General features: G+C 65.4%; 14 protein-coding genes. 2 read left to right on the top strand and 12 right to left on the bottom strand.

All coding sequences use genetic code 11. From position 1 onward, the window contains the following. Positions 1-9: 9 nt before the first annotated feature. Both Q9Q95_RS13025 and Q9Q95_RS13020 read right to left on the bottom strand, forming a co-directional pair. Positions 10-1251: a glycosyltransferase family 2 protein gene (locus Q9Q95_RS13025; protein WP_306097559.1), complete on the bottom strand. Its 1242-nt coding sequence runs from the start codon at positions 1249-1251 to the stop codon at positions 10-12. Then, positions 1248-2309 carry a glycosyltransferase gene (locus Q9Q95_RS13020; protein ID WP_306097558.1) on the bottom strand — a complete coding sequence of 354 codons (1062 nt, stop codon included), beginning with the start codon at positions 2307-2309 and terminating at the stop codon, positions 1248-1250. Before Q9Q95_RS13020 ends, Q9Q95_RS13025 begins: the two co-directional genes overlap by 4 nt. 86 nt (positions 2310-2395) lie before the next feature. On the opposite strand from Q9Q95_RS13020, the gene gmd reads away from it, so the two are divergent. After that, the gene (gene gmd / locus Q9Q95_RS13015) at positions 2396-3463 is read left to right on the top strand and encodes a GDP-mannose 4,6-dehydratase (RefSeq protein WP_306097557.1); all 1068 of its coding nucleotides are present in this window, start codon (positions 2396-2398) and stop codon (positions 3461-3463) included. Positions 3464-3466: 3 nt separating this feature from the next. Next, positions 3467-4441, top strand: coding sequence for a GDP-L-fucose synthase (locus Q9Q95_RS13010; RefSeq protein ID WP_306097556.1), 975 nt, complete (start codon positions 3467-3469; stop codon positions 4439-4441). Positions 4442-4489: 48 nt separating this feature from the next. On the opposite strand, the gene Q9Q95_RS13005 is transcribed toward Q9Q95_RS13010, so the two are convergent. The 10 genes from Q9Q95_RS13005 to Q9Q95_RS21220 all read right to left on the bottom strand — a co-directional run bounded on the left by Q9Q95_RS13005 (position 4490) and on the right by Q9Q95_RS21220 (position 20009). After that, the gene (locus Q9Q95_RS13005; protein ID WP_306097555.1) at positions 4490-5341 is read right to left on the bottom strand and encodes an FkbM family methyltransferase; all 852 of its coding nucleotides are present in this window, start codon (positions 5339-5341) and stop codon (positions 4490-4492) included. Between the two features lie 124 nt (positions 5342-5465). Then, positions 5466-6422: a glycosyltransferase family A protein gene (locus Q9Q95_RS13000; protein WP_306097554.1), complete on the bottom strand. Its 957-nt coding sequence runs from the start codon at positions 6420-6422 to the stop codon at positions 5466-5468. Between the two features lie 183 nt (positions 6423-6605). Continuing rightward, a complete protein-coding gene (locus tag Q9Q95_RS12995) occupies positions 6606-7733 on the bottom strand; it encodes a glycosyltransferase family 4 protein (protein ID WP_306097553.1) in 1128 nt (375 codons plus the stop codon). After that, the gene (locus Q9Q95_RS12990; RefSeq protein ID WP_306097552.1) at positions 7727-8503 is read right to left on the bottom strand and encodes an FkbM family methyltransferase; all 777 of its coding nucleotides are present in this window, start codon (positions 8501-8503) and stop codon (positions 7727-7729) included. Before Q9Q95_RS12990 ends, Q9Q95_RS12995 begins: the two co-directional genes overlap by 7 nt. A gap of 611 nt (positions 8504-9114) precedes the next feature. Continuing rightward, positions 9115-10638, bottom strand: coding sequence for a DUF6519 domain-containing protein (locus tag Q9Q95_RS12985; RefSeq protein ID WP_306097551.1), 1524 nt, complete (start codon positions 10636-10638; stop codon positions 9115-9117). A gap of 11 nt (positions 10639-10649) precedes the next feature. Further along, complete coding sequence (locus tag Q9Q95_RS12980; RefSeq protein ID WP_306097550.1) at positions 10650-13160, bottom strand: DUF4136 domain-containing protein; 2511 nt, start codon at positions 13158-13160, stop codon at positions 10650-10652. Positions 13161-13169: 9 nt separating this feature from the next. After that, on the bottom strand, positions 13170-16577 hold the full coding sequence (locus Q9Q95_RS12975) for a putative baseplate assembly protein (protein ID WP_306097549.1): 3408 nt from the start codon (positions 16575-16577) through the stop codon (positions 13170-13172). Further along, positions 16574-19378, bottom strand: coding sequence for a putative baseplate assembly protein (locus Q9Q95_RS12970; protein WP_306097548.1), 2805 nt, complete (start codon positions 19376-19378; stop codon positions 16574-16576). The genes Q9Q95_RS12975 and Q9Q95_RS12970 overlap by 4 nt, the downstream gene beginning before the upstream one ends. After that, positions 19375-19749: a GPW/gp25 family protein gene (locus Q9Q95_RS12965; protein WP_306097547.1), complete on the bottom strand. Its 375-nt coding sequence runs from the start codon at positions 19747-19749 to the stop codon at positions 19375-19377. The genes Q9Q95_RS12970 and Q9Q95_RS12965 overlap by 4 nt, the downstream gene beginning before the upstream one ends. Next, entirely contained in the window at positions 19746-20009 is a 264-nt protein-coding gene (locus tag Q9Q95_RS21220; RefSeq protein ID WP_371876760.1) for a hypothetical protein, read from the bottom strand. The genes Q9Q95_RS12965 and Q9Q95_RS21220 overlap by 4 nt, the downstream gene beginning before the upstream one ends. Positions 20010-20075 lie beyond the last annotated feature (66 nt).

Genomic DNA, 20075 nt, shown 5'->3' with positions numbered 1-20075 from the left:
AGGTTCCCACTATAAACAAGCCGATTCCCGGATTCCGGTTCTAAGATCGGTGAATACATATTCCCGCGAAGCGCGCGTCGCACGCAGCGAGGACTGCCCGAGCTCGAGACGGCCCGCCTGAACCGCTGCGAAAGCAGCCTTCCAGCGCCAGTTGAGCAGTCTGCGGCGCGGCGAACGAAGCGATGTTCCGCGCGCCGTGGTCAGCGATCCGTTTCGTCGCCGGCGCACATACAGAAACGCATCGAGATTCGCGATCCGCCCGCAGCGGCTCGCGCGCAGGAGGAACTGGTAATCCGCCCCGTATCGACGCGAGGTCGAGAAGCCGCCGGTCGCGCGGAAGAACCCCGTTCGCAACAAGGTCGTCGGAAAGAATTGCGCGTGCCCCGTCGCCTGGTCGAGCGCCCGGTTCACGTCGAGCGGGAATCGGATGGCCTCGACCCTGCCGGCGATCTCGTCGAGGCGAAGCTCGTGGCAGCCGACCATATCCGCGTCGCCGCCAACGGCATGGTCGAGCAAGCGCGACACGCGCTGCGGCAGCGACATGTCGTCGGAGTCCTGGAACGCGATAAAATCGGCGTTGCTGGTACGTCCGAAATGTTCGCGTATGACATAGGGTCCGGCAGGAGCGGGCGAGACGGCAAAGCAAGCGGCACCGGCTCCAGCGCGAAGCTCCCGCACGATCGCGGGATCCGCCAATTGATCGAAGCAGAGCCGGACATCGCAGCGATGGCTCTGCCGCGCGATCGCCTCCGCACAGATCCGCAAAAGGGCATCCTCGCCGCGATGCGGAATGAGGACTTCCACCGAAACGTCGCGCAGCGCGGGATCGCACGACACCGGGAGCGCGTCATCATGCACGATATCGACGTGCACGTTTCCGGCCTTGCCGGACAATGCGAGTTCCAGCGCATGATAGCAGCCTCGCTCCGGCGGCAATCCACTCCCCGAAAGGAATCGCTCCACCCAGGGACCCGACGCCAGAAAGGCCTGGACGGGCCCGTCGTTGCGCGCAGTCACCTCCGGCGCGGGGCGGGGCGCGACCAGCACCGCCAGCCTGTTCTCGTCCTCGCGCCCTGCCTGCCTGGCGATAGCGGAGCCGACCAGCGATTCGGTCTCGCGCGTAAGGCAGGCGAACCAATGCGCGCCATCCCCCGCGGCAATTGCCGCGCCTCGCGTATCGAGCCAGCATCGGTACGGGTTCGCCCCGTCGGAGAGACGCCGGCTTTCGCCGCTCGATGGACCGATGCTCACGCGATTTCGCGCAAGGTGAATGACTGATCGATCGCAGCCGGATGAAGATCCGCAGCGCTTCCTTGCCGGCGCTGCCGGCGCCAACGCTGCCGCATCGCCGCCGCATAAGCCTCCCGCACGGGAGAACCATAGCCGGTCTCGCTATCCCCGGTCAGCGAGTTCCGACGCTCGCGATAGAGATATAAGGGTTCGCGCAGGTTGCCGATCCGGAATCGCCGCGCCGCCCGCAATACGAAATCGGTGTCGGCGCCGATGCGCGTCGTGCCGTCGAAAGCGCCGATCGTCCGGAAAACCCGACCGCGCACGATACAGCTCGGTGGATGGACGAAATGCGTCTTGCCCAGCCTTTCGAGCCAATTGCAGGATGACGGCATGTGACGATCCCCGATCGGATGCCCGGCTTCGTCGATTCTCGAAAAGGAACAGCCGAGAATGTCGAGGCGACGACGCTCGAGCGCGGCGAGCTGGCGCTCGATGCGCGCGCGGCTGCTGAGGTCGTCGCTGTCCTGAAACGCGAGGTAGCGCGCATTCAGATGGGGGATAACCGCGCTCTTCAGGCGATAGGTGCCGACATTGCGATCGCTGGCGAACAATCGCAGCCGCGGATCGGCCCGAAATTCCGCCAGCACCTCGCGCCATTGCTCGCCCGGCGAACCGTCGTCCAGAACGAGCAGATCGAGATCTCGCCAGGATTGCTCCAGTATCGAGCGAACCGCGGCCGCGAGATACGCCTCACAATTGTAATGCGTCATCAACACGGCAACCGGCGAACTCGGCCGATCTCGTTCGAAAATGACCTCCGCGACCATCGCCCGCCCTCTCTTCCGAAGACGCCGCCTGCCGAGCGATGTCTCAACCGCCAGCGATTTACCCGGCCCTGCCAACGGGACGCCTATCGTCACAACAACTTGCCGAAGACATGATCCGTCGGCACAACTCCACATATGTCTTGTATACATGACTATCGCTACGACGATAGTGATCGTCGCAGAACGGGGAGCGCGTAGATGACGACTGTCGCAAGACGAAGCCCGCGACGCCGCACCCCATCCGAACATCGTCACACTCTTTCCCCGATATCGCCGGCGTGGCGGAACTGTACGGGATCGGAGCACGCAAAGACCTGGCACCGAGCAGTGGAGCGATGATGCCTGCCAAGACCGCACTCATCACCGGCATTACCGGCCAGGACGGCGCATATCTCGCACGCTTACTGCTGGAGAAGGGGTATCGGGTTCATGGCATGAAACGCCGATCCTCTTCGTTCAATACCAGCCGCATCGAGGACATATACGAAGACCCGCACATCGAGAATCCGCGACTGTCGCTCCACTATGGCGACATGGCGGACACGACGAACATCATTCGCCTGGTCCAGGAAACGCAGCCGGACGAGATATATAATCTCGGCGCGCAAAGCCATGTTCATGTCAGTTTCGAGACGCCCGAATATACCGCCAATGCCGATGCCGTCGGTACCTTGCGCTTGCTCGAAGCGATCCGCATCCTCGGCCTGACGGGGAAAACGCGCTTCTACCAGGCATCGACGTCCGAGCTGTACGGCCTGGTCAAGGAGGTTCCGCAGCGCGAGACCACGCCATTCTATCCGCGCAGTCCGTATGCGGCCGCCAAGCTCTATGCCCATTGGATCGTCGTGAATTACCGCGAGGCCTATGGGATGCATGCGTCCAACGGCATTCTCTTCAATCATGAAAGCCCGCTGCGCGGCGAGACGTTCGTGACCCGCAAGATCACGCGCGCCGCCGCAGCGATCGCATTGGGGCGGCAGCAAATCCTTTATCTGGGCAATCTCGACGCGCAGCGCGACTGGGGCCATGCCCGCGAATATGCGCGCGGCATGTGGATGATGCTCCAGGCCGACGAGCCCGGCGACTATGTGCTGGCGACCGGCCAGACGACATCGGTGCGCACCTTCGCCGAATGGGCGTTCGAGGATGTCGGAATGCCGCTGCGCTGGGAAGGGCAAGGCATTGAGGAAAAGGGTTATTGCCGGCGCGACGGAACGCTGCGCGTCGAGGTCGACCCGCATTATTTTCGCCCTACCGAAGTCGGCCTGCTGATTGGCGATCCGACAAAGGCGAATACGAAACTGGGCTGGAGGCACGAGACCAGCGCGCGCGAGCTGGCGCGCGAGATGGTCGAAGCGGATCTGCAAACCATGCGCACCGCGCCGATCGGCAAGGGCGTCTGAACAATGTTCGATCTGACGGGCAAGCGGGTGTGGGTTGCGGGCCATCGCGGAATGGTGGGCTCCGCGCTGGTACGCCGCCTCGATCAGGAGAATTGCGACACGGTGACTGTCGCGCGCGAAGCGCTCGACCTGCGCGATCAGGCCGCGGTGCTCGACTGGATGCGGGACACGCGCATCGATGTCGTATTCCTCGCCGCGGGCAAAGTGGGCGGCATTCTGGCCAATGACCGCTATCCGGTCGACTTCCTGCTCGACAATCTGCTGATCGAGACCGCGGTCATCGGAGGCGCGCATGCGGCCGATGTGCGCAAGCTCGTCTTTCTGGGCTCGAGTTGCATCTATCCGAAGCTCGCGCCGCAGCCGATCGTCGAGAGCGCGCTGCTGACCGGCCCGCTGGAGCCGACCAACGAATGGTATGCCGTCGCCAAGATCGCCGGCGTCAAGCTCGTCCAGGCCTTTCGCAAGCAGCATGGCCGTGATTTCATTTCGGTCATGCCGGCCAATCTCTACGGCCCGGGGGACAATTTCGACCTTGCCTCCAGCCATGCGGTCCCCGCGCTGATCCGCAAGGTGCACGAGGCCAAGCTGGCGGGGACCCCGGTGGTCGTCTGGGGCACCGGCACGCCTCGGCGCGAGCTTCTGTTCGTGGACGATTGCGCCGACGCCTGCGTCCATCTGTGTCGGACCTATTCGGACGCGGCCCCCGTCAATGTCGGCACCGGCGAGGATAAAACGATCCTCGAGCTGACCATGCTGATCATGGACGTGCTCGGCCATAGCGGCGAAATCCTGCACGATCTGACGCGGCCGGACGGTACTCAAAACAAACGCATGGACGTCAGCAAGCTCGCAACCCTCGGGTGGAAAGCGAAGACCGGCCTGCGCGAAGGCATCGCCCGCAGCTACGCCGCCTTTCTGCAAAGCGATCGTCGCGGACCGGAAGCGCGGGATGCAGCACCCTCGCCATCTCGCGGCTGAGTTCCAGAGCGCGCTATCGCGGGGGCGATCAGCGCATCCTTCTGCAATTCAGTACAATGGCTCCCGCGTGAATATCAGATCGGATTGCTGTGACGGCAGAACCTCGGTCCTGACCGGCGGCCATACGCTCTTCGGCGGCATATAATCGTACAGGCTGTACGAATTCTCGACGACATAGGCGATGAACCCGAGATCGATAAATCGGGAGAAGACCTTCGCAAGTTCCTCGCCTCCATCTTGCGGGCTCATCTCGACGATGATTCTCACATCGGGAGGATACAGGTCCACGGTGTCGACAAATCTCTGCAGAACCGCCAATTCTCCACCCTCTATGTCGATCTTGATCAGGCGAGCGGAGCGCCGCTCCCCCGGCGTCAGGATCTGGTCGAGCGGACGCGCCCCGACCACTTCCTGCGGGGATAGACCGTTGCGGGGCAATGGCGAGGTACGGCCGAGGTTACCTTCATCCCCTCCGTAGAGCTGGATGCGCCGTGTCGCATCGGACACCGCCTCGGCAACGACCCGGATATTGCGGAATCGGTTCAGCTTCAGATTGTCTTCGAGCAACGGGACGATCCGGGGAGAGGCCTCGATCGCCACGACCTTTCCGGTCGAACCGACGATATGGGCCGCCAGCAAACTGTCGTAGCCGATATTTGCCCCTACATCGATGAACGTGTCCCCTCTCCGCAACATGCGCGAGATGCCAAGCGAGACACTCGGCTCCCACACTCCGAAGAAGAATATCCGGCATCCAATACTGTCGTCGAGATCGCACAGGATGCGCGCGCCGAAAAAAGTCCGACCCACACGCACAACCCCCGCAGGACGCACCAAAGCATTGTAGCGATCGAAGAACGCCATCTGCCGGTATTCGGAAATGAACGGCAGCATCTTCATGAAAATGCCTCTGCCGACATAGCTTCCCAACGCCGCTGCCATCACCGATCGCGACTTTGGCATACCCATTACCACCCCGAACTGTTGCGATTGGCCTTGGAGAAACGATATCCGGCGCCTCACCTCAAAGATGCATTTCCTTCACATGGTTTCGCAATCGCGCCGCTTCCTCGCTCAGAGCGGCCCGGTGCGCCGCCGGGACGCAACCGCCGCTGAGCGATCTTATGCGCTCCTCCAGGCGGGAAAGCGGCATCCTGCCTCGTTTGAAACGTCTGAAATCCGCGTATATCCGGTCGTATAGCCGTGTCAGGCCGCCATGGACCTTCTTCTGATATTCCGAATCGATACCGGTATTTTCGGCATGGGACAGGGAAGCAGGGCGAATAAGACGATTATACAGGGGCAACGGCGTCCAGGCGACCGACCCCAGCATGATGATCAGATTGGTCACAATAGTGTCCCAAGTTATCATATGCCCCCCGTAATATCCTCCTATGCGGCGCAGGATATCGGAACGGAATAGTCCGTGATGCGGCGCCCTGTAGAGAAAATTCTCGGAAATATTTCTGTTTATCGCATATATCTCGCCCCATTCCCCATCGTTCGAAGTCGACCATCGCACGCCCGTTTGCGTCAGCTTGCCGCAAGCGTCCTGCATGAATTGCGGCTGAGCGGACACGGCGAAGTCCGCCTTGTGCGTATCGAGTGCATTCAGGAGGATCTCGACGCGTGCGGCGTCGCTCCAATCATCGGCGTCCTGAATCAGGAAAAACGGGTCGGGGGACGCGCGGCGGGCAACTTCGAGCGCGAAATAAGGGCCCGCGCGCTGCGACAAATTGAAGCGCAACACGCGCCGGTCGGTGAACCCGCGCAATGCGTCCCATGGCGGACGCTCCTTGCCATCGTTGATCACGATGATCCTGACCCAGGGATAGGTCTGATTCAGCAAGCTCTCGACTGCGCGGCCGATATATTCCTGACAATCAAAATGGGGGATGCATGCAGTCACCCAGCCTTTGAAGGGGGATGGCGGCGCGGCGGCGCGCTGGTTGGACGCGATCATCTTGCTGGGCCGGACCATGAAGCCATCCGGGACACCGGCTGCCCGTCATCGCATTCGATTCCCACAGAATGCGACGGCCCTACGCAGCCCGGCCGCGGCAGATGCGGACCGCCCCGCGCCGCGACGCCTGGCTGTGCCGCAGCCGGAACGACATCCGCACCGCCAGGCAGTTCGCGAATTGCGAGCATCGCCGGCAAGGGCTCAGTTCGCGAGCATGTCGATGCAACGATGATAGAGGCCGCTCCATACTTGCGCCTGACCGACGGGGTGATGCCTGGCGCGGATCCGCGCGAGCCCGGCCTCCGCAAGTTCGGCGTGGAGGTTCGGCGTATCGAGAAGCGCGCCAATCGTCGCAGCCGCCTGCTCCGCGAGGCTGTGCTGGACGTCGTCCATCAGCAGCCGATAGTCCGCCGTGCAGCGCCGCTCGCGCGATGCGGGGAGATGGCGCCAGCGCCCGAGAGCGTCGGTCTCGACCCGTAACAGCAGCGCGGGGCTGGGCACCAGTTCCGGCAACGCCCGAATCCCGGTCGCCAGCGGCACGCAGCCCAGGGCCATCGCATCCAGCACCGACAGGCCGAACGTTTCGTCGATCGTCGGGAGAAGCGCGAAATGCGAGCGCCGCAACAGCGCGGCGAGGTCCGTAGAGGACAACCGGCTGTGAAAAGATACCGAGGACCGCGGCTCGCGGAGCTGGGCGCGGTAATATTCCTCGCCGGTATCGGTCCAGATGTGCGGTCCCGATTCGTAGATGCTGACGATGTGCATCTCGTGCCGGATCCCGAGGCGTTCGAGCCGGTCCGAAAGATAAAGGCACGCTATCCCACCCTTGCGGCCGAAATGGCGACCGACGAAGGTGAGGGTGACCGGTCCCGAACCGAGCGCCGGTCCGGTGCGCCCGTCGTCCACCTTTTCAACGCTGGGATAAATTACGGCAACCTTGCCCGCGATGCGCGCGACATGAGGCGATTCTGCGTTGCGCAGCCGAACCAGCGTGGCGGCATGCTCGCTCATGGGGACGATCGCGCGACAATGGTCGCTCGCCAATATCCGTTGAAACAGCGGCTTCAGCTTCGCGGGAAGACCTTCGTTCCATATGCGCGGAAGAAAGGATTCGCAGGAAACCACGAATGGCTTCAACGTGGTCGGCACGCCGTTATAGGTATGCACCAATTGAGCGGCAGCGGGCACCCGGCAACCGATCGCGCCGGCGAGGAAGGGCGACCTGCGGCCGAGTTCGCGCATCGCCCCCCTGCTCATACGGAAATCCGTTTCGACCCGGGGCGTCGCATATTGATAGGTATAATGCTGGCCCGAATGGACTCTCAACATGCGCGCGCCCCGCGTGGCGTCTTGAAGTAGATCGCGTCATATTGAAGGAGCCTCAGCGTGCCCGGATGCCTGAAGACCGGAATCAGGTCCCAGCATTCGAAGCCGCGCGATCGCAGAAAAGCGTCGAGCGCGCCGGCGTCCGATTGGCATTCGTAGAGGGGTGCGAGGCTCATCTCCAGCTGAACACCCAGAACCGCGCGATCGAGCGTGTCGGCCGCCCCCGCCAGAACCTTGCCCTCTGCGCCCTGCACGTCGAGCTTCAGGAAATAGGGCGCTCCGTCAACGGATTCGAGCGCCGCATCGAGCGTCTCGGTCTTGACCTTGATCGTCCGGAGCGGTGCGCTGTCCGGGGCGGCAGCAACATGGTGCGGCGTCATGGCCAGCAAAGAGCTGGAAACGCTGTTGCCCGCCTCGTGAAACGCCGCCTCCCCGGATCGATCGCTTAACGCCACGGGCGGCGCAACCAGCCAGTTCCCGGCATGCGGCCGCGCACGGTCATGCAGCCTGCGCCAAGCTTCCGGCAACGGCTCGAACGACAATATCCGGCCGCGATACCCCCATCGGATCAGATCTGCGGCGTAGGAGCCGTCATTGGCACCGACATCGATCACGGTGCGAACCTGATGCTGCGCAAGGAGATCCACGAGGCGAAGCTGCCAGACGCTCCAGGCGCTGGTGCGCTGCGCCTGGATGCCGATTCCGTTCAACAATCGCTCGACCGCTCTTCGCGCCCGCATGACCGCGTGGCTACGCCGCGCGGCGAAGGTCAAATCGTCTACGTTGCCGGCCGGCTTGCTTCGTCGCTCCAACGATTGCAATTCCTCTGCGCTCGCCGTTGATTCGGCGTCACTTGTCCTGATCTGGCAGCTGTTGTGGTCTGATGCCTCCGGTTGCCGACACGGCCACCCGGACACCGTCGAGACATATTTCACAAATAGTGTCTGATGATACTCCCGTCTTCAATATTGCCCGAGCATCGTAACCAGTGACGTCCGTGTCAATCTTCTAAATATCGCAAATTCGTCTCATCGACAGGAACGTGATCGATATTCATCAATTGTCAGTTCGACAGTCGCCACCGATGTAGCACATCCTCGGAAATCCTCAGCCGGTACTGCGTATAGCCATCGACAAAGTATCCGGATTGCCCGCGTTGGATGGTGAGGAAGCGCTGGCCCCATGGCGACCATCCTGTCGGCAACCGAATGTGCGCCGATAGGTCGCCCCTCGATCGCCTTTTGGAAGGCCCCTCTCTTCGACAGTCACGAAGAGAGGCGTGACCTTCCATGGTTCCGTCGGAGGCAAGCATATCCCATCCGTCCTTCGACGGCAGCGACGCCCGGCCCATTGCGGCGATGCGCCGTCGGACCAGCTGCCCGGATCAGCCGGTCAGCGGCTTGAACTCCCGGCGCAGATCCTCGACCGACACCGAGCCGTCGCCCGCGACCTGGATCAAGGCGAGCGGGGCATAATGGCGTTCGACGCCGTGCGGCGGGCGCGGGAGCGGATTGCCCGAGGCATCGCGCGGGCCGAGCACGTCGGACAGCACGATGCGGGACGGAATCTGCCAATAATCGCCCTGACGGTAGAGATGACCACTGCCCTTTCCGAAAGCATCGCCCTCGGCGAGCTCGCGTCTGGTGACTACCTCCGCAGCTGCGGCGCCGGCAGCGGCCTCCTTCGCGGTGAGCTTCCGCGGGGTCTCGTCCCTGGTGATGATGCGCGGGGGCACATCTTCGCGGGGGCCGCGCATATCCTCGCCGAACATCACCTGGATGCCTTCTTCCAGCGTGAGCCAGCGACCTTCGATCAGCTGCAGCGCATTGTCGTCGGCCAGCTTGACGCGGTCCTGGCCGGGCCCGCGAAGCTCGCCATGGTCCCAACGGCGCAGCAGCACCGGCCGGCGCGGATCATCGGTATCGACTTCGGGGGTCGCATCGAGCGTCACCGTGGCGGTGTCGGGATCATAATCGACTACGCGCAGCAACTTTGCACTCGACTCCTGCAACGCCTCGACCGGTCCGGCCACTTCGACGATGTTGCCCGGCGCTATGGCGAAGCGCGCATCACGCCAACCTGCGGCGAGCTGAACCTTGGGCCCTGCGATCGTTTCGACCGGAAAAGTCACCGCGCCATTTTCGCGCGACCAGACGAACGTGGCGCCGCCTTCCTTGGTGGAGGCATAGCCGCCGCGGCGGATCTCGACGCGATAGAGCTGATCGCTGTCGCCCCGGAAACGCGCGCGCGGCGACACTTCGCAGGGCGGACCGCCCGCGGCCGGCGCCTCGGCTGCCTTGGCCTTGAGCGTGCCGCGCATCGCGGGCTCGATCTGCTCGCGCCAGTTGAGCCAGCGGTCTTCGACGCCCTCCGGCGGCGGTGCGAAGGTGTCGGTAGCGCGCGTCTTGACCTGCCAGACGAGCTGGGCGCGCGACCCCGTATCCGGGCCGTCGAGCGCGACTTCGCGTACTGAATCGGCCTCGTGCGGATCACGTGCGCGATCGAATTCCCCAGCGGAAAGGTGGCGTTCCCACAATTCGAGATAAACGAGATATTCCTTTCCCAGCTCGAGTTCGGGCGGCTCGGGGAACCAAGGCTGCGGCTGCAGCTCCTTGGACGCGCGATAGCCGACTGCGGATATGTTCTGCGCGGGCCAGCCGTCGACATAATAGCGGCCCGGCTGGATCCGGAAGCCACGATAGAGATTCGCGTCTTCCTCGATCTTGAAGCTGCCCGGCAGCCCGCCATGCGGACCGATCAGGTCCGCCGCGAGCGTGCGGATCAGATGCAGGTTGATCGCTTGTTGCTCGTTGGCATCGGCATCGAGCTGCATCCGGCCCTGTTGCCAGTTGACGCGCGTGAATCCGTGGAGCGGATTGAAGCTGACGCGCGAGAAATCGCCCTTCATGTCAGTCCCTTTCAGTCGGCAAGGAGGATGGCGGCGGTGAGGCCGGCCGGCATGTGATCGTCGACGGCGGTGCGCAGGCTCGCCAGGCGCCGCGCGGTACGAAGGTGATGGAAGACGCCCATTTCGGAGCCGTCCTCCGCGCCCGTGCCAATCTCGACCGGGCAATCCGCGGCGAGCCGGCAATATTCGGGCTTGCCGTAGCGCAGGCTGTCGAAACGCGGCCGGACCGCCGCCCGGGTCCAATTGAGCTTCGCCTCGGTTTCGGCCGGGCTGAGCCGCGCCGCCACGGCTTCCGCTTTGGCCTCGGCCTCGGCCTTGTCGGGCTGGCAGTGGAAGCGGCGCGGGGTGCGCGAGGCAGGCGCGACATGGCAGAAGCGCATCCAGCCGAGCTGGCGCCGCGCCACGGTGATGCGGCCGAGAAAGATGCTGTCGTCGGCGGTCAGACTGTGAGTCATCACCCGGCCGATCACCGTCGAACGGGCGAAGCAGGCATCGGCGAAGGCGAGCCGCGACCCCGCCGCGCCCAGCGCTTCGCATTCCGGCGCGTCGCAATCGGCGCCGGTGGCGTCTACCACGCTGTCGGTCACGCGGATTTTCATCGGATCGGTGGTGACTTCGTCGTTATTGACCTGGATCGATCCGACGATGCTGTGCGCGATCGTGAGACACACCTGGCTGTCGACCACCATGATGCTCGGCTCCGACGGGCGCTTGGGGTCGCAGTCCGGTCCCAGCGACCAGCCCGGCACCAAGGTCGAGTGGCGGATCGTCACTGAAGTGATCGCACCCTCGATCTGCACCCCGCGGCCGGCGATCAACAATCCGTCGAGGATCAGCCGCGAATCTTGCTCGCCGCCGATCTGCATCGAGTCGGTCGATTCCGCCTGCCAGTCGGCCAGCCGGATCACCGGTCGCGCACCCTGCGCGGCACGTAGTTGCAGCGTCCGGCCCTTGCCGAGCATGATGCGGATCGGGATCTGATAGATGTCGCTGTCGGTGATCTCGATCACTTCGCTTTCGGGCTGATCGGCGGGGGCGGCGAACTCGCCTTCGTCGTCGAGCATCGGTCCCCAGCGCTCCAGTGCGGCGCGCAGCTCGGCGGCGCCGGTGACCCGGGTGATGACCGGTGGTGGCGGGAAGCCTGAAACTGCCTGGTCGGCGATCGCTTCTATCCGCGCCTGATCGCTGGTGGCGGCATGAAGGCGGTCCGCCGCTCTGCCTCGCCACAACTCCTTGCGGGTGACCGCGTCGATGAAGCTGACTTCGAGCACATCGTCGACCAATGCCAGATCGACGGCGAACTCGCCGGGATCGCCGAGGTGGAAGCGCCTCTGGAGCGCCTGGTCTATCGCATTGCGCAGGCGCTCGACGAGGCCCGTCTCGTCCTCAGGGGCATCTGCGCCTACCCAGCTATAGCTGTGAAATCGCGTGGCGCCGACCTGTTCGGAGAGCGGGCGATAATATTCGCCGCCGCCGATCGCGGCACTGAAGCCGTAATGATAGCTGACGGTCACGCGCTTGCGCGGAAACTGGCGCGGCGGAAAGACGATACGGCCGCGCAGCGGATCTATCGCGACATGATCGCGCGGCGGCAGATAGTTCCAGTCGTCGAGATCGGCGACGATCACCTTGTCGGGCGGGATCGGCTCGGTGCCGGGGCTCTTCGCGGTGGGCCAGCCGGGTGCCCACACCGCGACCGAACGAACGACCTCGCGCCCGTCTACCGTCCGCGTGCCCCATAGTTCGGGCGCGGCGGTGGCGAAGCCCGCGGGATCGCGCTCGGGCGCAGCGAATATCTCGCGATCGATCCTGACGGGAAGGCCCGCGGCACCCGCCCCGCCCCCGTCAGGGTTGACGAAGAGCGGCGCGTCGTTGCCGAGCAGGCTGAAGCTGAAGATGTTCGGGCCGATATCCTCGAGGCTGGCGGCGGGGGCACGGGTGACCGGCCACGCGCGCAATCGCCAGACCGACAGCTCGACATCGGCCGAGCGCCGGTCGCCGGCGACTCCGCCCAGCGCGACGGAATGCGCGCGCATGTCGAACGTGCCGCTGTCCGCCAGCAAGGAAGGCGGATCGCGCAGATCGACCGAGCGGCCGCGCAGATGCTGCGGCAGACGCAGCGACTGGCTCTGCGCATTCACCGCGCCGAATTCGATCGCGCGCGCCGGCCAGCCGCCGATCTCGCTCGCCAGCCGTTCGAGCAAAGGCAGCGTGCCCTTGCGACGGCGATTGGCGATGGCGTTGGCGACCGTGCGGCGCGAGGGCGGATCGCCGCCCGGGGGAACGGTCACCCCGACCAGCGCACCGATATAGGGGATCGCCCATTCGGCGCAGGTCTCGATGAACCAGTCCTCGTAGCGCTGGCCGATATCGTCCTCGATCAGCAGCGCCTGCTCGGCGATGATTTCGAGCAATGCGCGCAGGCCGCCATTGGTCTCCATGTCGCGGCGGCGATGGATCGTCGGCAGCAGCTCCCACAGCCGATCGAGGCGGGGATCGCGTTCGGCGGTGAGGCTCGGCATCGCGTGCTCCTATTTGATCTGGTTGAGGACGAGGCTTGCGGGAACGTCGGCGCTGAGCAGCAGCAGCTCGGCGGGGAGCAATGCCTGCGATGCAAGGCGATCTGGGCGCGCCGGCAAGGCGGGCACCCAACGCGACACGCCCTGCGCGACGGCCTTTTCCACGCCCTGCGCGATCTGGTCGGGTGTGCGCGGCAACCGCGCGCCGGCGGGCCCGCCCATCGTGCTCACGCCGCCGAACACGTCGAGATCGACCCACGCGACACCCGGGACCGACTGGATCGCGGCGACCAGCACGCTCGGCGCAGCGCCCTGCGCCAGCTCGCGCGCCTCGAAGCCGAAGAGATCGAGCAGCCTGGCCCGGATCGCCTGGGCCACCGGCTCCCATAGGCGGTCGGGATCGATCCGGACCTTGGCCGAAGTGATCAGCAGCTTGAGTTCGCGCGGCGTCACCGCCACCGGCAGATCGGGATCGCCGAGCCGGCGGAACGCGCCGCGCAGATTCTCGAGCAGCGCGCCGTTCGGGTCGAGCGGTGCATCATCCTCCGCCGCGACCGTGAGGTGCACGATACGGCGGCTGCCCGAGGCCATCACCTGCGCGCTGGCAAGAGCGATGCCCGCGAAGCTGCGCGCGAAATCCTCATGGTCGCGGATCGAGACGAGGCGATCTAGCGCCATGGTCGAGACCGGCGCATTCTTGCGGGTGCGCTCGCGCGGCTCGGCGTCGGCGCCGCCGGTCGCGGCCACCGGATTGACCACGCCCTTCACCCCGAGCGGCCGAACCACGAGTTGGTCGATCCGGCCCGCACCGAGATTGCCCGGCCGGCCGATGCCCGAGCGATAGACTGCCCGAATATTCTGCGATCCCGTGGGCGGTCGCGCGCCGTCGCGGCCATCGGGGAAGATCACCGTCGCCTTGCCGCCGGCATCGTTGCGCACGGTATAGACGCGCTCGTGGCGGCCGGTGGCGATGAAGTTGGACTCGGGCCGCCAGCGTATGTCGTCGACGAACACCTCGAGACTGGTGGCGAGCCCGGTGGCGTTCGGCGCTGGCGTGTAGGTGAGCGGAAAGCGCTTGAGCGGAAAGCGTTGGCGGGGCGCGGCGGCGTCGCCATTGCCGAGCGTCTCGCGCACCGTCTCGCCATGCGTCGCCTTCGCCACATTGGCCTGCAGGGTGACGCCGCCGCGACCATAGCAATAAGACAGCGGATTGGCGAAGCGCAGGAAGGTGTGGACCGCGTCGCCGAGCGCCGCATCCTTGTCGCCGGGCGTGATCGGCTCGCTATCGGGACCGCGCACGCCGTGGACGACCTCGGCGATCATCGCGATCTCGCTGGCGACCACGCCGGCGACGCCGTCGATGTCGGCACGCTCGCCGCTGACTGCGACATAGCGGCCCGGCTCGAGCCCCGAATAGGTGCCGTCGAGCTCGATCCACGGCAGCGGCTTGCCCGGTTCGGGTTCGACGCAGAAATTCTGCACCAGCGGACGCGCGGCGAGCGCCAATTGCTCGGGGCGGGCATAGACGGTGGTGCGGCGTATCAGCTGGAAGTCGCGATCGATGACATCCTGGTTGCCGACATAGTAATAATATTCCGGGCGGACCTTGAACCATCTGTCGGCTTCGCTGAGGCGGATCCCTGTGCTGTCGCCGATGCCGCCATAATCGGCGCGGGCGACCTTGGGATCGACCGAAACTGCGCGCGCGAGCAGAAGCGGCTGCGTGGGGGCGAGCAGCCATCTTTCCTCATAACCGCCATTGGCGCCGGGGCCGCTGGTGATCGGACCGCTGCCACCGCCATCGTCCTTCGGCGCATCGATTGCGCGCATGTCCACCATCACCCAGGAATTGGGGAGAATCCCTTCTTGCGGCGATTCGAGCGTGAGAATTTCGGCATTTTCCCGTAGGAAAAGTTCCTGCCCGTCGTTGATCAGCGACGCGATCGGCCATTCGCCGATCTCGTAGGTTTCGGTGGTGCTCTCCGAGCGCGAGACGCCGGTGCGCTTGGGAAAGGTTCGGCCGAACAGCCCCGAACGAACCCGGAAGGCGAAGACCTTGAGATCGCCTTCGAGCACGCGCGTGCCCGACAGCGCCGCGCCGAGCTGTTCGCCGACCGCAGGCACTGCCACGCTCAACGTCTTGTAGGCGGCGTCCGACCCTTTGGCGAAGCTTGTGGAGGTGCTGAGCGCGAGCTTCTCGGCACTGCGCGGCGGCACCGAAGCGGGAAGCGCCAGTTTCTCGATCCACGAGGGACGCGTCGGCACGTCATCGTCATCGGATGCCTGCGCGTCTGCAGCCTGGGCGGCACCGGCGAATGGGACCGTCGGCGGCGGCCCGTCATAGCTGGCAGCGGCGAGGTTCGCCGGCTGCAGACACGCCTCCACCTTGTCGAGCCATTCACGCACCTTGGTATGCGGAAGCGTGCCGAGATTTTTTCGTGCGACGGCAATTTCGTCGACGAGTTCGAGCCGTGCAGCATTCCGGTCGCCGGCTGCGACGCTTTCGAGATGGTTGATGCCGTTCACGACGATCAGGGCGTTCGCCCCGCCCGGAGCCTGGTCCCGCAGCTCGATCAGCGCCTTCAGCATGTCGTCGGTGACCAGGACCTCGACGGCATCCTGATCGGTGGCGGCTGCGATGCGTTGCCAAGGCTCGACGGCAACAAAAGTGTGCTTGGCCGTGGTGTCCGCGTCAACAGCGACCACCCGCATCGGCTCCGGCGTGCCTTGGCCATATTGGAAGAGCAACGCGTCGCCCGGCTTCAGTCCGGTGTCGGTGCCGGCAAGATAGATGTCCGTTGTATAATTATCGGCATCGCGATTCTGCCCGCGCTCGGGCTCGCTCGTACGCACGCCGAGCAGATTCCAGCGCGCACGCGCAACAAGATCGCGCGATGTCTCGAATATCTGGGGCAGCTCGTTCTGGCGGGGGAGCGACTTGGCGCCGGTGCCCGCCGGAATCGTGACCGGCGTCTCGGCGTCGCTGTCGAGCGTGAACGCGAGATAGGTGCTCGCCGACACGCCCGGTCCTGGCTCGTAGCCGATCAGCCGCGCCAGCTCGCGCACCGAACGATCCTGGGTGGCGGTAGGCAGATAGCCTTCGTTGGCGATGCGCTCCTGATAGAAGGTCAGCACGTCACCGGTAACGGCGAAGGCATCGAGCAGAGCGATCGAGGCGTCGGCGGGATCGCGGGTACGCAGCGCGGCGAGCGGGCGCCCCCCTTCCTGAAGCGCATGCGTCGCCAGCCGGGCCTGCATGGTTTCGAGGAAATCGGCGTGGGTGCCGATCCGCCCGGAAAGCCGCGCGAGGCCGGGCCGGTTGGCGATCGCGCGCGGCGTGATCGATTCGACCCCTTCGCAGCAGCCACAGGCGCCCGCACCGGAGGTGCAGCTCTGGCAGGAGCAGCCGGAATCGCTCATTTCCCCGTCTCCATCGTCAGCGACAGCCGCCCATTCTCGGGCGCGTCGCGGTCCTGATCGAGCCGCGCCAGCTCGAGCGGACCGAGCTTCAGAATGCCGGCCTCGAGCTCGCCGTCCGGCCCTTCGAACAGCCGTTCGAGCCGGGTCACCTCGGCGTGCGCCACGCCCGGCACGCGGTGCGCGGCGGCAAGGATGCGGCTGGTCATCACCCCCTCGCCGAAGGTGAGCGCATCGGGATTGAAGAAGCCGGGACGGTTCGAACGGTCGAGCCGGGGACCGAGCGCTTCGCGAAGTTCGGTCAGCACCTGCTCGGCGACATGGCCCGGCGTGACGCAGACGCGCAGCGCGAGATCGATCGGAACCTTTCGGGCGGGAACGACGCGCACGTCATGGCCGATGCGGCGATAGCGTTCGAGATGCGCGGCGATGCAATCGAGCAGGGATTGCGGCGGATCCGAAGCGCCGAAGGAATCGATCGCGACCTGCACTTCGCTCCGCACCCCGGTTGCGCGCAGCGCCGCGGCGGCGCGTTGCACCAAGGCCGGGAAATCGCGCATCGCGATCGCAGCATAATCCTCGGCGGCGACGGCGCGCTCGAGCCGGCTGCGGAAGAGCTGCGGCGCGCGAAGCTTGCCGTCCGCCATCGGTTCGGGCGCAGTGCCGCCTTGCGCGGGAAGCGGATTGGTGACGGTGAGCGTCACGCCATCAGGAAAGGCATTGCGGAACACGAGGTGCCTGAGCGCGCCCGCGCCGACATTGCCGGCGGGGCCGTTGCCGACGCGGTAATATGCGAAGAAGCGCTCGCCCGCCACCGGCGCGCGGCCGCAGACGCCGTCACCGAAGCGCAGTCCCGCGCTGCCGTCCTCGGCCATCTCCACGACGAAATGTGCGTCCTGCGGGTCCGAATCGAGCAGATCGAGCCGGGGCCGCCACAAGGTCGCGGCCACTTCCGTGGCTACTGCTTTTTCATCGATCGCATGCTTTTCGAGCGTCACCCGCTCACCATCGTAGCGAACCTGTGCGAGCGCGGCGCTCAAGCCCTGCTGCTCCCCGTCTGCAGGAGCCACGCTGGTGAGATGGATCGCGGGAAGCGCGACAACCGGGTCGGGCTTGCCGGTGACCGATGCCGCGGTGCCGCCGCAGCTGCCGCAAAGCTGCTCGGCGCTCGCGGGCGGCGCGATGTAGGTCACGTCGGGCCATTCGAGCCGCGGGCGGTAGCGCTTGGCGATGTAGCGCGTTTCGGAAGGCGTGCAGCGATCGTCGCAATCTGCCTCGATCCGGCCGACCCCCACCGGCAGCAGCGATTGCTCGATGCTGCGGCCATGGTCGACCGGCACGACATTGCCGAATGCCACGCTGATTCCTGGCAGCCATTCGCAGTTCGGCGCCTCGCTGCGCGCGGAGAGACAGAAGGGGAAAGGCAGTGCGTCCTCGGCACACCATTGGACATTGACGATGCGCCGCCCGTTGAGCGGATCCACGTTTTCCTCGACTGCAGTGAGCCGGACCGCGTGGCGGCGCGTGGGATCGGCGTCGCCGGGCTGGCCGGTTCGCGGGCCGATCACCTCCGCAAGGACGAGCACGTCGCCGGGCGCGAGTCCGAGCGCGCCGGGGCGTTCGCCGGGAGTGACGGTTTCCTCCTGAGACGCGGCGGCGGGTTGCTTCTCCGGCCGATTATCGGCGCGGAGCAGGGCGCCCGGCTGACTGGTGTCGAACGCACCACCTCCGCCCTCCCCATCGCTACCGCCCTCGCCTTCATCGGAGGATGGCTGCGGCGGCTGATCGGGTTCGACGGCCTCGGCCAGGGTCGCCGAAGTCGCACCCTTGATCAGGCAGCATTCGCTGCCGCCCCAGTCATAGAATTCGATGCGGTTGCGCGCGCGGCGGAATTTGAGCGACGGCACCTCGGCGGGAGCCTCGAACACCAGATAGTCGCTCCATGCGATGTCCGCGACGTCCGCCTCGCGGACCATCGCGTCGTGCTCGCCGGGCAGCGCGGTGGTGAGCATCAGATCGGTCGGCGCGATCTTGATTTCGTCGGCACCGCCCAGTTCGAATACTGCCCAGGTGCGCGCGGAAGCCCCCTGATGCAGGCGGTAATCGACCAGTCGGCAATGGCGACGGACCGACTCGCGCAGCCGCGCGCTATCGAGGAAGGACTCAGTCGCGACCGCGTCCTGATAATAGCTAAGATCGTCGGCGGCATAAGCGAGCAGCTCGACTAGGGTGATGCCGATGTCGGGCGCGTGCCGCTCTTTCCATTCGGGCATGGTGAGCGCGAGCCGGTCGAGCATCAGCCGGCGGAAGCTCTGATAGTCCTTCGCGAGATAGTCGATCGAGACCGGCGAAACCGGTTCGGGCAGGCAAGGCGGACAATCGGCAGGATCCTGATCCTGCGGGCATCCCGCCTTGAAGCTGAACTCGGCCGCGGCATAGCGCATGTCGAAATCGCTCGGCGGCCCCGGGATCGGGCGCCCGCTCTCGTCGCGCGCGACGATGACGAGACGATAGATCGAGAAATCGCCCGGCCGGTCGACCGTCACGAACATGCGGTCGTCGAGCCCCTCGTCGTCGGCGCGCTCGATTTCGACCGCGAGCACCTTGATGTCGCGCTCGCGCCTGCCGCCCTCGATCCGGATATTCTCCGGCTGGATCCAGTCGGGCGCACGGCCGAGAAAGGTCAAGATCAGCGTGGTCTGCGCGCAGTCGACCTCGATGGAATCGATGCCGTTGAGATCGGCCTTGCGGATCGCCGTGCGGCGCTTGTCGTCCTGCACGCAGTATAAAGGAGCGCTGCTCATGCGGGGCCTCCCACGACGAAGGTCTGGACCGGGCGCTCGCCAGTGGCGCGGATCACGTAGTGGATCTCGACCTGCAGCGATGCGTCGATCGCCGTCACGTCGAGCTTCTGCACCTCGATCACGTCGCCGAGATAGCGTTGGAGCGCGGCGCGGGTGGTGAACTCGAGCGCGGTCGCCGCCTCGGGGCTGGCGAAAGCGAAGACCTGATGCATTACGCCCGCGCCGAAATCGGGCCGGTTCACGCGCTCGCCGGGGCGCGTGAACAGCAATTGCTCGATCATGTCGCGGACGTGATCCGCCTCATCCGTCGTCGCGGTGCGCCCGCGAGGGTCGATCGCGAAGGGAAAGTCTATCTCGATGCGCGCGTTCATTGGGCCATGACCCTTGCCTGGGGAACGGTGATCACCAGCGGCGTGCCGGTGGGTGCGCAAAGCGACGTGCTCGACTGGACGATCAGCGGCTGGCCGTTCGACAGCACCCGCGTGGTGCCGGTGAGCCATTGGCCGGTGACGCACGGCCCGTTGGCGGCAGGCGGCGGCGGGAAGGCGCAGCCCGTGACGGTCATCGTCGTCGCGATCGTCATGCTCGGCACGCCTCCCAAAGTGACGCGCGCGTTCACCGCGGTCGGCATCGCCTTGCCGCCATGACTGCACATGATGCTTGCGGTCGCTTCAACCAGCATGCCGGGCATGTCGAG

The organism is Sphingomonas sp. DG1-23, assembly GCF_030730875.1.
GTDB lineage: Bacteria > Pseudomonadota > Alphaproteobacteria > Sphingomonadales > Sphingomonadaceae > Sphingomonas.
The sequence above is the reverse complement of the archived record's forward strand: the minus strand, read 5'-3'. Positions and strand labels throughout refer to the sequence as shown.